The sequence below is a fragment of the Paenibacillus paludis genome, assembly GCF_042610515.1.
In the GTDB taxonomy this organism is placed as follows: Bacteria; Bacillota; Bacilli; order Paenibacillales; family Paenibacillaceae; genus Paenibacillus_AQ.
The window spans coordinates 108725-123211 of the sequence record NZ_JBGJZP010000007.1; the positions used below are offsets into that span (position 1 = coordinate 108725).

Consider the following 14487-nt stretch of genomic DNA (forward strand, 5'->3'; position numbering starts at 1 on the left):
AGAGCAATGCTGTTATAACAGATTGGCGGCCCCCGGAGAATGTTCACATCACTCCGGGGGCCGCTGTATATCGGGAGGCGGATCGGAGCGTTCCTATATACCGAAAGATTATCGGCAAATATACTTTTTGACATCCCGCACCTTCAGTACCTTCATATTTCCCTTGAGCAAAGAGCTATCACTTATTATCCAGGTATGATCTTTGGAGTTCCTTCTGCGGATCGCCAGGAAATTGTAAGGACCTCCCGCGTAGATTTTAAATCCTTTGCTGAGGCAGCGGGAGCAGAACTTCACGCACTCATTCCGGTTTAGATCTGGAAAATCCACCTGCTCCAAAACAGCGCGCTTGATGAGTAAGGTTGCCCCTTGTACCTGAGAAACATATTGATCAGCCCGTTTGGGATAACGGAGCAGGAGCAGCTTTTTACCGTTCAGGTACATGAAGTGGGCGCGTTTGCCGACAATATCGGCATTGGTATCCACCATGCTGCGGCGGCTGCCGGACAGATAACCAGGGGCGTAATAATCATCATCGTCAAATTTGGCAATCAGCCCGTATCTGGCCATTTTCACGCCATAATTCAGGCAGGAACCCAGCGAGACATGCCCGGGCAGGCTATACACCCTCACATTAGGATATGGCAACGCGGCCCTGATATAATCGCTTAGCTTCAGGCTTGGATGATTCAAGATCACGATCAGCTCTTTATTCCTGTAATTCTGTCTGTCGTAATTGTGGAAAAGGGTGTCCATATTTTGTCTCCGTTTGGTGCACGTAATGATCGAAACCGCATCCTTCTCGTAAGCAAGATATGGGGAAATCATGAGCGGATATCCTTTGGCTTTTTCTGCACAAACTTTTTGTAATTCTTTACAGACGGAATTGTTTTATGATGAGCAATCAGTTCTTTATCGCTGATGATCCAGGTATGATTGGAGGAGTTTTTCCGGCGGATGGCGACAAAGTTGTATTTTCCTGCGGAATACACCTTGTAGCCCATTTTTTTGCTCCTGATGCAAAATAGATCGTCTTCCCCAACGTTTCGATCCGGAAATTTCACTTTGCTTAATACGTTGCGCTTAATGAAAAGAGTAGCTCCCGGGAGTTTGCTTACGGGCCGGTTCTCATCATGTGGAAAGCGGAGAATCAGTGTTTTGGAGCCCTGCAGATACATATAATGCGACCGCTTGCCAATTACGTCGGCTTTTGTTCTGCGCAAGGCCTGCAAACTATCCGTCAAATAATAGGGGGCGTAATAATCATCATCATCAAATTTGGCAATATAGCTGTATTTCGCCTTCCGCACAGCGAAGTTTAGACAAGCGCCGAGAGAGGTAGAGGCAGGGATGCGGAAAATGTGTACATTGCGGAGCTTTTTGGCCTGCTTATAGTAGGAATCAAGCGGAATCTTATTGTTGTTCACGATGATGATAAGTTCTTTTGTCCGGTATTTCTGTCTATTGAAATTATTAAACAAGTTACGCAAATAACCTTGGCGGTTCGTGCAGGTGATAATGGAAACTCCCTGCTTGTTTAAAGAGCCTGCGGCACCGGCTTCCATTACATCGCTCCCTTTATCCGTAATCTTCCTTTACTATATATATGTGCACGGACAATGGCGGTAACGGCAGATGACGCGACAATGTACTGCCTATTAGGCATAACGTTGATATTTAGGAAATCATGCAAAGGAGGTACTGCAATGGGATTAGATATGGATCGTTATCAAGGCTGTCTGCAAGGGTTGGCGGTTGGAGATGCTCTGGGGACCACAGTGGAATTCAAGGCCCCCGGCACGTTTGTGCCTATGGAGGATATCATAGGAGGCGGCGTGTTTGAACTGCTGCCCGGACAATGGACGGACGATACTTCGATGGCGCTTTGCCTAGCGGAAAGTCTGCTGGCGAAGCAGGGCTTTGACGCTGCTGATCAGATGCAGCGTTATACAGAGTGGTTCCGTGAGGGTTATCTGAGCAGCACGGGGGAATGCTTCGATATCGGCAACTCCACACGGGCGGCACTGCAGCATTTCGAGGACACTGGTGAAGCTTACAGCGGATCGGAGGATCCCCGTTCAGCCGGGAACGGCTCGATCATGCGCCTTGCTCCGGTGGTTATGTACTATGCTGAGCATCCGGCAGCTGCCATAGACTTTGCGGCACGCAGTTCAAGGACAACCCATGCCGCAGAGGAGTGTCTGAGCGCATGCCGCCTGATGGCCGCCTACATCCTCGCCGGGCTGCATGGCTGGCGCAAGGAAGAAATGCTGGCCCCTGATGCATTTGCCGAATGGCTTCAGCAGGACCTGCTGACACCGCATCTTGCCGACATTTATACCGGTTCTTATAAGCGGAAGGAACCTCCGCAGATTCAAGGTACAGGTTATGTCGTTGAATCGCTGGAAGCGGCGTTGTGGGCTTTTCACAAATCGGCAAGCTTCGCCGAAGGTGCACTGCTCGCCGTCAATCTGGGGAATGACGCCGATACTACCGGCGCAGTCTACGGCCAAATTGCCGGAGCCTACTATGGTCTAAGCGGCATCCCGGCGGGCTGGGCCGGCAAGCTTGCGATGCAGGCGCTGATTAGCGACTACGCCGGGCGGCTGTTTGCAGAGCGCACGGGGAGATAAGCGGGCTGGGCAGGAAGTAGGGAAGCCTTTGGCGTGGAAAAACGCCCCCCTGTCAGAAGAGCAGGGGGGCATACGCATGCCTATTGGCATGGGAATTCTTGTTTATATTATGTAATCCTAGATGTACTAGAGCCTGTCTTCAAACTGGAAGAGCTCTGGGGAAGCAAGGATTTAGTATTGAAAGTAGGGCCCTAAAAGCCCGCAGCGGGTTCGTTTACCCGTAAACGGACTCAGGAGGCGCTATGGAGAGTAAACTCCCTGTTTATTCTCTTTTGCGGACCCAGGCGACCTTATCTGCTCTGCATTCTAGCTAAAAACGGTCAGCAGGGAGAAATAACTGCGCTGGAGTCCGTTGTCCTCCTGTAACAGGCTAAAAGCCCCAATTAAGTGCAACTCGGTCCGTTCGTGCTCAGAGCCAGGAATACACTTTCCAGTCGCACACACACGCCTTCGGAAGAAGAGCGAAGTCTTTGAAACACCGAGACGTAAGCCTCCACCGAAAAAACTACCTAGTGGCGAAACGCCTTTCTCCGCATGTGATCAGAAAATGGTACTGTACCCATGATTCCTTAGGGCATACAGCGGCAGGTTTTGGCGGGGAAGTGGTTTGAAGACATGCCCTAGACTAATTGGTCAATCTGGCTGCCCGGAGGGATTTTTTCTTTATTTGCTTCTGCATAGATCTGTATTTCCGGCGTAGATGAAGCACCTTCGGTTGCCGGATCCTTCTTGTCTTGCACATCTGCAGGAGATTCGTTCGGACTAACTGGCGAAGGGGCTGATTGTACAGCTTCTGTCATTTTATCCTGGGCGCTTTTAGCAATATTCATGAGTTTCTGATCCAGATTGGAAGCTCTTTGGAATAGTCTTGCAGACTTTACAGGGTTACTGTTTTCCAAGGATTTCGCTTCAGTACGCAAAGTGATTTGCGCCATTCTCACAGAACCGCTTTGCTTTAAATCATTATGGGCGGATATAACGCCGTTTAAGGTGTACGTTGTATAGGCAAGCTGCTGTTCCTCAGGCGTTTGTTTGTCCGGGCTCCACGATTTTTGGGAAAGCTCCTCCTCCTTCTTTTTTTTAGTGTCTTCATCCAAACCCTGTGTTTTGCGCTGGTTTTCGACAGAATTCATTCGAATTTGCTCGTCCAGCTGCTGAATTTGCTCATCCAGTGAAGCGAGCTCGGCCTGAACCACTTCGGGACTATCCCCTCTTTTAAGGGCGTTGCCCACATACTCGGAACGTCTGTCGATCAGGGACTGCTTTTGCTCGGTCAATTGATTAATTAGCTTTGTCTGCGGATTTGCTGGAATCTTCATGTCTGGACCGGGCTTCTGTTCTGCCCCCTTTCGCTGTAGCCGACCGTGATCGGCTAATGGAAGGGGCGAACGCTGAATAGAACGCGATACATTCATACGGAACCTCCAATTTGTAGATGTATATACTAAATAAAGTTAAAGCTATGTATATATATCGGTCTTATCAGCCGTTTTGTTAATTAGTAAAGGGGGCTTATAATGAAAGTAGCAGTTCAGGAATAGTAGGAATCATAATGGCTTAAGCAGGGGATGAGAGGGTGTAAAGTGAAAACAATATTGCTAAAGTACCTGACCAGATTCACATCTCTTAATGAAGAAGAGCAACAGGCAATTGTTGAGGAAATTCATATTGAGGAATACAAAAAAGGGACAACGCTCCTTAGACAAGGAGATGTCCCTACTAAATGTTATTTTGTGATGAAGGGCTGTGTGAGACAGTACTCCATAGATCAGGCGGGAAAAGAGTTCACATCTAATTTCTACACAGAAGAACAAGGCATTTCAAGTTTCAATCGTCATAAACATGATAAGTCATCCGAGTATTCTTTAACATGTCTGGAAGACTCCATATTGGTCGTTGGTGATCTTGATACCGAACAGGACATGTATCATAAACACTCCCAATTGGAGTCCATGACACGCAGGATGGTAGAGGCCAACTTTGGTGAAGTCCAAGAGGAATTCGCTGCATTTATCGGCTCTACGCCTGAAGAACGCTACAAGACACTTTTGCTGAAACGGCCATATTTAGTCGATCGTGTACCCCAGCATCAGTTGGCGAGTTATCTTGGGGTTACCCCAGAGTCACTAAGCAGAATTAAAAAGCGGATTAATCAGGATAAGATTTAGGCAGAGATCATGCTTTTTTCGGGAATTTTCCGCCTTTGATCATCAGCCATATCCCAAACCCCAGTTCTCCAACAATCATTGGCACGTTAAATACAAATTCAAGGATCGTAATGAACTCATCGTATTGTGGAAGAAACGAGTTGCAGAAGTGAATGATAATATATCCTGCTGCAGCAATTAACAATAAGATGCCAATGACTTTAGGGATGGTGTCAGATCGGAAAGCGACATAACCCACAATCATTAGATGCCCGCCAAAAATGATCAAACCGGCCGACCAGATCAATTCAAAAGCTTCCAAAAACAGCATCACATATCCCTGTAGTTGACCGGTTGTAAATAATGATAAATAGTCTGCGCCGCTCGAGAGAAGCATCACTAATAGCAAACTCAGTATGGCAATTCCCAATATAGCTGAATAGATAAGACGGAACCATGCACCGAGCAAGGACAGCTTTTTATCAATGGGCTTCAGGATAAGATAGAACGCCCAGGCAACAACGATGTCACAGATCAGGATAAGAAGCCAGCCAAAGATTTCAGCCCTGAAAAGCATATTGGATGACCTGAGATTGTTCAATGTAGCACTGGCATCGCCTTGTATAACAAGACTTCCATGAACATAACCATAGGAAAAATATGCTGCAATCGCCATGATGATAAGTGATATGCCGGCAGTTAGTGCTGTTTTCCGCAGTTCCAATCCTTCTTTAACTGGGGTAGTCATAATTTAACCTCCTTGTTTACATTGTTGATTTCATTGTAAACGGCTAATTATGACGGAGCATTGACTTAAATCAAGAGCTTAATGGAACTGCTTAATCACAACATTTTTAAAGACCGCGGTTCCGCCTTCTGAGAATAAGGTAATGCCTTGATCGTTTAATTCCGGGAAAATGAGACTGGAATGCACGATAATACCCTCATCAATAAAGACTTCGACGCTTGTTTTATCGACAAAAATTTTCAGATGAACCTTCTTCTGGCTGGCATCGAATGGAGACGTGCTTTCCAGATATTGTCCACTCGTGTCAGGATTTCCTGTATAAGCCCGATTGACGTAGGTGTAACCGCCCTCTACAGAAACTCCGACATCTACATGACGGCTTTTATCGGTGGATTCCCGGAGTCTAAATCCCATATTGTTGAGCTCAGACCAGGACATATCGGCCTCAAGCTCATACGAGTTTCCTGTGAACGGAAGTGTTGTAGAGCCCTTTACTTGGATTTCTTTATAGGAGACGGTTGAATCCGCCGCCTTACTTAGGGCTTCAAGCGGTTGCGAAGCCAGATGATAAATGCCGTTGCCAGTCTGTTTGAGTTCAATTTGACGAACAATAGAGTCCATTCCGTTAAAGCCTTCGTGCAGCGTCGGCGTATTATGGGGATATTCCCAATTGTTCATCCAGGCTAAAGCGTAACGGTGAGCAGGGGGACCGCTGTTAGTCCCGTCTTCAAAGGTTACAGCACCATACCAATCAAAGCCATAATCCAGCCACAGTGGTTCCTGCCGATCAGGGACAAATGTCTTTCCGTCAAAAGCCCCTGTCCAGTAAGCGTAGGTGTTCGGCTTTCCTGATGATTTCCCATTGGCGCTGGCCCCAAGCACCCATTTAGAGGTCCCGTCTTCCGCAAGCATTACGTACAGATCGGGACATTCCACAAGCCCGATATTCTCCGTTACAAAACCGCTTGTATAGTGCCAGTCTTTTAAGTTGGGAGACTCGTAAAAGCCTATTTTTGTGCCTTCTGCCAAAGTCATGATCCATTTGCGGGAATGCTCATTCCACATGATTTTCGGGTCTCTAAAATCAGCAGTTCCCGGATTCGGCAGAACAGGAGCGTTACTGTAAGCCTTAAATGATTTTCCCCGGTCTGTGCTATACCATAAATACTGCTCTTGTTCTCCCCCTTCGGCGGAGGGTTGTGTCACAATCGCGACCAGAGCGCCTTTTCCGAAACCTGAGGTGCCTGCCTCGTCCACAACAACCGAACCTGACCAGACATCGCCATTCGGATTACTATATTTGGGGATGGCGATGCCTTCGTCCTTCCAATACACCAGATCTGTGGATGTGGCATGCCGCCATTCCGTGCCATTCCCACTCGGATAATCACCGTTATACAAATAATAGTAATGGTAGGCTCCATCGTAATAAATGGGCCTTTGCGGGTCGTTTTTCCACTTGTCTGGCGTTGTGAAATGATAGCTGGCCCGTAAGGTTGGCTTTGGATCAGAATCCTCGTCTTGCTTCAGTGGATTGCTCTTTGCCCAATAATAACCCGCTAATCCCAGAGTGATCACAAAGCTTAAACCAATGATCCCTATAACGAGCTGTCGTGTAAACGTCCGCTTATGGCTGCTCAAATGGATACCTCTTAGTTAACCGTTAATTGTCCTTGTTCCAGAACGCTGTCTTTAACTACCGAGGTCTTCGAGCCTTTAATGTTCAACAGGAAGCTTGGGGCGAAAGTGGACTGCTGGTCCTCATACAAACCTCTGTTAGTCATATAGCTTGTGATTACCACGTTATTTCCTTTTGCTTGCGGGATCGCGAAGTGAGAGTAAGTCCAGGTAACATCACTAGGATCAAGGTCCATATGCAGTACAAGTCCGCTTTTGTTCAACGGTTTGTAAGGACCGGTCAATGAATCTGCTACATAACCGAGCATGTATACATCATTAGCGCCGATTCCATCAATGGTCATTTTGGAGCCTCTGGAATCGGTGAACAAATACCATTTGTTATTCATTTCAAATATGTTCGCACGTTCAATTTCATCCGTTACGGTATTGGAGGCAATCAGCGGCTTCATCACTTTTTTGAGCGAGTAATCATCATTCAACTCAATAATACCCAGTGCGCCGTTCGCTAAGGTCGCAAGAGATTTCTTAGGACTGGACAACAATTTATTTTTTTCAGCTTCGAAGAAGGGTTTGTTGCCTCCATAATAAGTTCTGATGTCTAACGATTGTTCTCCCTGGTAACCTGTTTCCGTTCCGGTATTGGCTTCAAAAACAAGATATTTATGACCGTTATCTTCCACATAGTGAGGATCTCTTAACGTGTGGTTATCATCATAGTTACCTTCACCGAATGCTTGATCCACATTTTGATAGAACTTGCTGTCTCCGTCAAAGATTGATTTGAGATCTTCCACGCCATCCACTTTCAGCGTATCCGCATCAGGCTTGGACACATTCACTTGAGCAGTCGTCAAGGTTTGCTTGCCGAAAAAGTTATTCGCCGGATCCCAGCCTTGACGGTTGGTATAGAACAAGCGGACTTTGCCTTCCTTGGTTAAGGTTGCAGAACCGGACCATTCTTCGGCTTGGTTATTTAGAATCGGATCGTTTGAAACGTATTTATCACTATTTTTGAAAACTCTGCCGGCATTTTTCCAGCTATCAATCGAGGTGTCGCCTACTTTTTGATAAAACATGTATACGAAGGTGTCCCATCCTTTTTCAGGATCTCCCGCTAAAGCGAACACGATATGGTAGCCATTATATTCGGCAACGGTTCCGTCTGCGTTCTGAAGCGGCCAGCTGTCCCAAACATCCAGATCAAGAGCATTGCCAGACTCATCCACTGTATTTGCAGTAGGAATGTTTTTGATGGTGGAAGCATCAAACGAAGGGATTTGAAAATTCTCGCTTTTTTGTTGTTCCGGTATTTTCAGCATGTCAGCGCGGGTAATGTGGGAAAAACCAAAGTCTTCATTGTAATTCTTGCTGTTATCGTCTTTGGCCAAAGCTGAAGCCCCGCCACCTGTAAGTAAAGCTGCTGTAAAGGTTACTGCTGTTGCTTGTCTTACCATCTTTTTGATATTCATTCTCCCGGTCTCCTTCTGATTTCGAATTTTTGTTGTTTTTAAACAGAAAAAAAGACCTAAAAATACCATTGGGGATACGTAAAACGCATCGATTCCCAAACGGATTTTTAGGTCTTGCCTGCTTAACAGTAACAATCCCGACATATTTTGTTGTCGCGTTAATTCTATAATTTTTTAACGGGAAATGGCTATAGACTGAAATCCCTATTTTTTTTGAGGATGATACTAGGGGTATTCGATATCGTTTTGATATCAAGGGTCTAAAGTCCCGCGTTATTTCATTTCAATATATTACCATCCATCGACCGTGTACAGATCCGATCAATTTCCATGGCGATTAATACCAGCTGGCTGTCGATGAAAGTATACCCGTAATCTTCTTCAACCTGATCGCCAACCTCCTTGGCCTGCAAGTAGGCCCGGGTGTAGCGTTCTTTGGCAATTCGTACAATTTCAGGGTTCAACTCATTGAGAAGCTTGCCGGTTTCATCAGATTTCAGGATGTTTTCAAGCTGAGTCACCAGACGCTCGTAATTGGCGGAGCCTCGTTTGAGCGTAACACCGGCAGCCTGTTCCACACCTTCAGCAATATCACGGATCATTGCTGCCATTTCGGTATTTGTTCCGTGAGCTCCGGCGTTTTTCCAGGCAGTATGGATATGCATGGCGATATATCCGACCTCGTCCACGGGAATTTCGACCTGCAGTGTTTCATAGATAATGTTTTTGGCCTGTTGTCCAATCTGGAACTCTCTCGGATATAAAATGCGGATTTCATCCAGCAGCGTGTTCTGGATCATCGTTCCTTTAGCGATCCGCTCCAAAGCGAAGGAGAGGTGATCTGTCAGTGCAATGTGAATATGCTCATTAAACGTCACTTCCAGTTCACGTTCAGCATAAGAAATAATTTGTTCGGACGCGGCAATCTCTTCTTCAGGCAGTGTCCCCAGCATTTCCTGCAAATGGCCGTATTGATCCGGGTCATCCATAATGAACACTTTTTCAATAAGGGACGGATCTATAATATCGTTTTTCCCTTTCTGAAAAGCAATACCGGAACCCATGACAATCTTTTCCTCTCCAAGGTCGTTTACCACAACCGCGTTGTTGTTCAGAATTTTTTTGATTTTCATGTTATTCTCCTATGCTTGTTTGTTCCTTAAGAAGTCGCTTGTCAACCCCAAGAATCCAGGTGGCTGTAAAGGCTGTTATTGCTGATAGTAGAAAACCAATCAAATAATGGATAAGATTCAGCTGCCCGAGCTGGACGGTAAAGGCGATCATTGGAATCCCAGTTAAGCCGAACGAATCAGCTGCCACCTGATAATAAGCTACATAAGCCCCTCCGGCGGCACCTCCCAAAGCAGCGCCCAAGAAAGGGCGGCCAAGCTTCAGGTTGACGCCGAAGGTGACCGGTTCGGTGATGCCGAGAAAGGCGGTGATTGAAGCGGGTAGGGCTATTTTTTTCAATGCTTTGTCACGGGTTCTGGCATACACGGCCAGTCCGGCGGCAGCTTGGCCGATATTCGCCATAGACCAGATGGGAAGCAGGAAATTGACGCCGACGTCCGGATTGGTGATCAATCCGATTTCAATTGCCTGAATGCCATGATGCAGCCCGCTCACGACAACAGAACTGTAGATTCCGCCAAGCAGCAGACCGAAAAACGAACTGCCGTATCTGAACACCACTTCCAGCAAGCTGCCAAGAGAGCTGCTCAGTTCGTAGGTGAGTGGACCAATGACCAGAATCGCAATGCTGCCCCCGGCGGCAAGGCTTAAAAAGGGGATCAGCATAACTGCAGTCGATGATGGAAGGATCCGGCGCAGCCACTTCTCAATTAGACTCATTAGCAATACCGCAAGAATCGTAGGAATTACGGCTCCTGGATACCCGAACTGCGGCGTTAATAATAAATTCTCAGAACTTATCGGTGCTCCTCCGAATCCGGTGACCTGCAATAGATCAGGACGGGTCATGACAACGCCGATTGCAGCGCCGAGCGCAGGGGTGCCTCCAAACCGCTTGGCCGTGTGATAACCAAACATCACAGCCAAAATCTGAAATGCTGAACCTGTCAGTAATGACAAGGTTCGGAACGGGACACTCTCCGGCTGCGCCCACCCGAAGGCTTCCATCATACTAAGCAGGCCCAGCAGCAGGCCGACCCCGACAAAGAGTGGAATCATGGGCACGACGATATCGGAAAAAAAGCTTACCGCATCGACCATCTGTCTGAGCACACCTTTGACCAGGTTCTTTGACTTGGAAGGCGAACCATCGGTGCCGGTGGCCGGCATGGAGGGTTTCCGTTTCCGTACTTCAGACCAGAAAGGAAGTAGAGCCCGCTTGGACCCGGCAGTGCTGTCCGGGCTTATGGATTCAGAGGGTCCGGCAGACTGAACCTCTTCCTGCTGTGTTAGCTGGCCGTCTTGAAGGATGCGGACAACCTGGCGGTGCACCTTAAAGACGTTGGCTGATCCCAGTATAATTTGCAGCTGTTCGGCTCGAAAGAACACGCCCTGAACCTCCTGCATGCCGGAAAGGCCGGCTTCGTCCACTAGGGAACTGTCCCGCAGTCTAAGGCGAAGCCGGGTTGTGCAGTGAATGGCTTCTAATACATTGCCGGATCCTCCGGACAGCCTAATCAGATGTACAGCCATTTCCCTTGCCGAACCGCGTATCTCCTTCGCAGTCTCTCCAGCCTGTTCCATGCGGATATTCCCTTGCGTCATTACTGTGCCTCCCAACCATTTTGCTCAGCGGCTATCTCAGGAATCTAATTGTGACAATGATCGATTCTAAAATCAATGGTCAGGAATTACCACCTTATCAAGAAAAAACAGGTATTCCGCCTTAGTTTGAAACTTAGTTAGCCTAAAAACTCTTGACTTACAGGAAATTTTTTTGATAAAGTTACAAACAGACCAGTCGGTATGGAGGGGGGGGATGGGAATGGATACAAAGGCGCTGATCATCGACATCGCGACAACTCTTTTCCAGAAAAAAGGATATATAGGTGTAGGACTAAATGAAATTTTAAAAGCATGCAATATTTCAAAAGGTGCGCTTTATCATCACTTTCCAAATGGAAAAGAAGAACTGCTTATTGCCTGCCTGGAATCTTTGAAAGATTTCATTACGAAGGATATCGAGGAGATTTTTGGACGGTATTCGACCACGCAAGAAGCACTCACAGCACTTATTGAAAAGCTGATCTTTAATTTAGAAACGGAAGGAACGGTTACCGGATACACCTTCAGCAGCATCGTTAGCGAAATGGCTTCGCTAAGTGATCCCATTCGCAATGCTTGTGCACAGTTGTATCAGCAAATACAGGATATTTATTTGAATAAGTTAGCTGCAGATGGATTTTCAAAAGATAAGGCGTATTCAATAGCGCTCATGCTGGCAGCCTCTATTGAAGGCGCAATGCTTCTCTGCTTAACACAACAAGCAACTGAACCACTTCGAGTGATTTCTCAAGTGTTACCAACTATTTTAAAGGGGTTTTAATAAGTGAGTAAAGAAATTAAAAAAGGGCCGATAATGGCTGCTCTTTTAGTAGCGGGCTTTGTTGGACTTTTTAGTGAAACGGCATTAAATATTGCCTTGGGAGATTTAAGCAAATTATTTAATGTGGATGCCACGACGATCCAATGGTTAGCCACAGGATATTTTTTAACACTAGGGATTTTAGTGCCGGTAACAGGGATTTTGATGCAGAAATTCACCACGCGTCAAATGGTCCGGCACTGGGTCCAACTTTAGCTGGACTTATTCTAGATACCTTATCTTGGCATTGGATTTTCTGGGTTACGATACCTTTCTTGCTGTTTTCCCTTATTTTCGGTTTGATCTATTTACGGAATGTGAATGAGATACGTAAGGTTTCAATTGATGCATTCTCTGTAATTCTTTCGACGATCGGATTTGGCGGTATTGTATACGGAGTAAGTGTTGCTGGAGATATCGGGTGGACAAGTACAACGGTTATAGGGGCCATCATCATTGGTTTTATAGCACTGTTTGGTTTTGTTGTTCGTCAGACGAAAATGGGAAATCCTATGCTAAATTTAAAAGCATTTCAATATCCGCTCTTCGTGCTTGGCATCATTATGAGTTTCATAACCTTCTTCAATATGCTGTCATTGCTTGTGATTCTACCGATGTATATGCAAATCGCTTTAGTCATCGCTGCATTTACAACAGGTCTTATTCTTCTCCCAGGCAGCCTGCTTAACTGTGTATTAGCGCCTACCATTGGCCGTATGTTTGACAAATATGGTCCGAAAGCGGTTATTGCACCTGGTACCATTTTAGTAGGGATTGGTTATGCGTTCTATTCACAATTTGGTACGGACACGGCTTTATGGATGATTGCGGTAACTCATATTATCATGATGTTAGGAATCGGTATGGTACTGGCTTCGGTACAAACCAATACCTTAAATGCTCTTCCGAAACAGTACTATCCGGATGGAATTGCTCTAACTCAAACCGTTCAGCAAGTTGCTGGCGCTATTGGTATTGCAATAATGGTATCGATATTATCAGCCAAACAGAATAGTTACTTGGCAACAGTTAGAGATGATCTGACAGAAGCTACAGCAGCCGGATCATCACTGGTGTTTAAAATCGGTTTGTTGTTAGCAGTGATTAACGTCGTATTGTCTTTATTCATCAAAAAGCCCCAAGTATCTAAAGACAACATCTAAAAGTCATTTTATGCTGAGAGAATTAGCCTTGCTGTTTTCAAGTGATGTAACTATAATTTTTTTTGGAACGAAAAAACACAGTCTGGTTGGTAGTCCAGGCACTAGGATGACTCTATATTTCAAGAGCGCCGTGTCAGTAGCCTTCCCCCCTCGGGATGTCCATCGTTTCCGATTTAAATGAGGGGGTTTCATTATGAAGCTTACGGTTTATCACGATGGGCAGTATTGGGTAGGTGTTGTGGAGCAGGAAGACCAAGGGAAATTGAAGGCAGCCAGGTACATTTTTGGAAGAGAGCCTAAGGACGAGGAAATTCTCCATTTTATCCGTGAGGAAATGTGGAGGCTGCTCGGTGGCCTCTCACAAGAAGTTGCCGTAAAGTTGTCTGATAAGAAGAAGGTCAATCCGAAGCGGCTGGCAAGGCAGGCAGCGTATGAATTAAGCAAGAATGGGGTCTCCACCCATGCTCAAAAGGCTATGAATTTGGAGTATGAGAAGAACAAACGGGAGAAACAGACTTGTTCTAATCAGCAACGGGAAGCCATGAAGGCCCGGATAAGGGAATTGAAGGAGAAAAAAGCGAAGGAAAAACATCGCGGACATTAATTTAACCTGCTTACGCACAAAGGGCATTAGTATCGGCAGCCTCGCAGGCCTATGAAGCGGAAGCAGCAGTACTTTCAGGCGGGGCGGCCGCCGCATCCGACCATACCGGTTATACGTCCGTAAACCCGCCTGCAAAACTCCAACAACATCATCAATGCCGGAACCTACGGCGTATATGTTAGAAGCTCCGCCAGCGGCAGCTCGGTCTTCAATAACAATACGGTTACCGGAGCACCTTCGGGCAAGTTCCTGAATACTTCCACAAGCTTTACTGTTTCAGAAACAGGGAATAACTGGTAAGCAGTTGAGTCGATGAAAAGGTAGAACAGAAGAGACCATCCTTTGCCGAGGAAGGTCTCTTCTGCTTGTTGACAGATATCCAGCATCTGGATACGATAGACTGAAATACAGCAATTCGAAAAGAGGCTTATGTATGTCACGAGGTTTTCGTTTCATCAAGTTGAGATAAGAAGACGCCTATCAATTTTTTAATCCTGCAGCCAAGGATTTATTTGATTTGCCGTTTTTC

At 46.2% G+C, this 14487-nt stretch carries 12 protein-coding genes and 1 pseudogene; 5 read left to right on the top strand and 8 right to left on the bottom strand.

All coding sequences use genetic code 11. The annotated features are described in order from the left end of the window. Window positions 1–108: 108 nt before the first annotated feature. Entirely contained in the window at window positions 109–825 is a 717-nt protein-coding gene (locus tag ACAN56_RS15510) for a glycosyltransferase family 2 protein (protein WP_379143951.1), read from the bottom strand. Next, window positions 822–1562 (bottom strand): glycosyltransferase family 2 protein, encoded by a 741-nt coding sequence (locus ACAN56_RS15515; RefSeq protein WP_038586282.1) that lies wholly within the window; start codon window positions 1560–1562, stop codon window positions 822–824. Before ACAN56_RS15515 ends, ACAN56_RS15510 begins: the two co-directional genes overlap by 4 nt. A gap of 141 nt (window positions 1563–1703) precedes the next feature. Here ACAN56_RS15515 and ACAN56_RS15520 point away from each other — a divergent pair, with 141 nt between their 5' ends. Then, a complete protein-coding gene (locus tag ACAN56_RS15520; RefSeq protein WP_379143953.1) occupies window positions 1704–2630 on the top strand; it encodes an ADP-ribosylglycohydrolase family protein in 927 nt (308 codons plus the stop codon). Between the two features lie 620 nt (window positions 2631–3250). On the opposite strand, the gene ACAN56_RS15525 is transcribed toward ACAN56_RS15520, so the two are convergent. Further along, a complete protein-coding gene (locus ACAN56_RS15525; RefSeq protein WP_038586287.1) occupies window positions 3251–4045 on the bottom strand; it encodes a hypothetical protein in 795 nt (264 codons plus the stop codon). A 168-nt stretch (window positions 4046–4213) separates the two neighbouring features. Here ACAN56_RS15525 and ACAN56_RS15530 point away from each other — a divergent pair, with 168 nt between their 5' ends. Continuing rightward, on the top strand, window positions 4214–4798 hold the full coding sequence (locus tag ACAN56_RS15530; protein WP_038586290.1) for a Crp/Fnr family transcriptional regulator: 585 nt from the start codon (window positions 4214–4216) through the stop codon (window positions 4796–4798). 7 nt (window positions 4799–4805) lie between these two features. Here the strand turns inward: ACAN56_RS15530 and ACAN56_RS15535 are convergent, their stop codons facing one another. The 5 genes from ACAN56_RS15535 to ACAN56_RS15555 all read right to left on the bottom strand — a co-directional run bounded on the left by ACAN56_RS15535 (window position 4806) and on the right by ACAN56_RS15555 (window position 11371). Continuing rightward, complete coding sequence (locus tag ACAN56_RS15535) at window positions 4806–5525, bottom strand: DUF4386 domain-containing protein (RefSeq protein WP_379143956.1); 720 nt, start codon at window positions 5523–5525, stop codon at window positions 4806–4808. A gap of 78 nt (window positions 5526–5603) precedes the next feature. Next, window positions 5604–7166, bottom strand: a complete 1563-nt coding sequence (locus ACAN56_RS15540; RefSeq protein WP_379143958.1) for a glycoside hydrolase family 32 protein — start codon at window positions 7164–7166, stop codon at window positions 5604–5606. Between the two features lie 11 nt (window positions 7167–7177). Further along, entirely contained in the window at window positions 7178–8635 is a 1458-nt protein-coding gene (locus ACAN56_RS15545) for a glycoside hydrolase family 68 protein (protein WP_379143960.1), read from the bottom strand. Between the two features lie 278 nt (window positions 8636–8913). Then, window positions 8914–9768, bottom strand: a complete 855-nt coding sequence (locus tag ACAN56_RS15550) for a PRD domain-containing protein (protein WP_379143963.1) — start codon at window positions 9766–9768, stop codon at window positions 8914–8916. Window position 9769: 1 nt separating this feature from the next. Continuing rightward, entirely contained in the window at window positions 9770–11371 is a 1602-nt protein-coding gene (locus ACAN56_RS15555) for a PTS transporter subunit EIIC (RefSeq protein ID WP_379143965.1), read from the bottom strand. 220 nt (window positions 11372–11591) lie between these two features. On the opposite strand from ACAN56_RS15555, the gene ACAN56_RS15560 reads away from it, so the two are divergent. From ACAN56_RS15560 to ACAN56_RS15570, 3 genes and pseudogenes are all read left to right on the top strand, one after another. Further along, window positions 11592–12152 carry a TetR/AcrR family transcriptional regulator gene (locus ACAN56_RS15560; RefSeq protein ID WP_379143967.1) on the top strand — a complete coding sequence of 187 codons (561 nt, stop codon included), beginning with the start codon at window positions 11592–11594 and terminating at the stop codon, window positions 12150–12152. 33 nt (window positions 12153–12185) lie between these two features. Beyond that, a pseudogene (locus ACAN56_RS15565) lies at window positions 12186–13354 on the top strand (MFS transporter). A 193-nt stretch (window positions 13355–13547) separates the two neighbouring features. Next, window positions 13548–13958, top strand: coding sequence for a YjdF family protein (locus ACAN56_RS15570; protein WP_379143969.1), 411 nt, complete (start codon window positions 13548–13550; stop codon window positions 13956–13958). Window positions 13959–14487 lie beyond the last annotated feature (529 nt).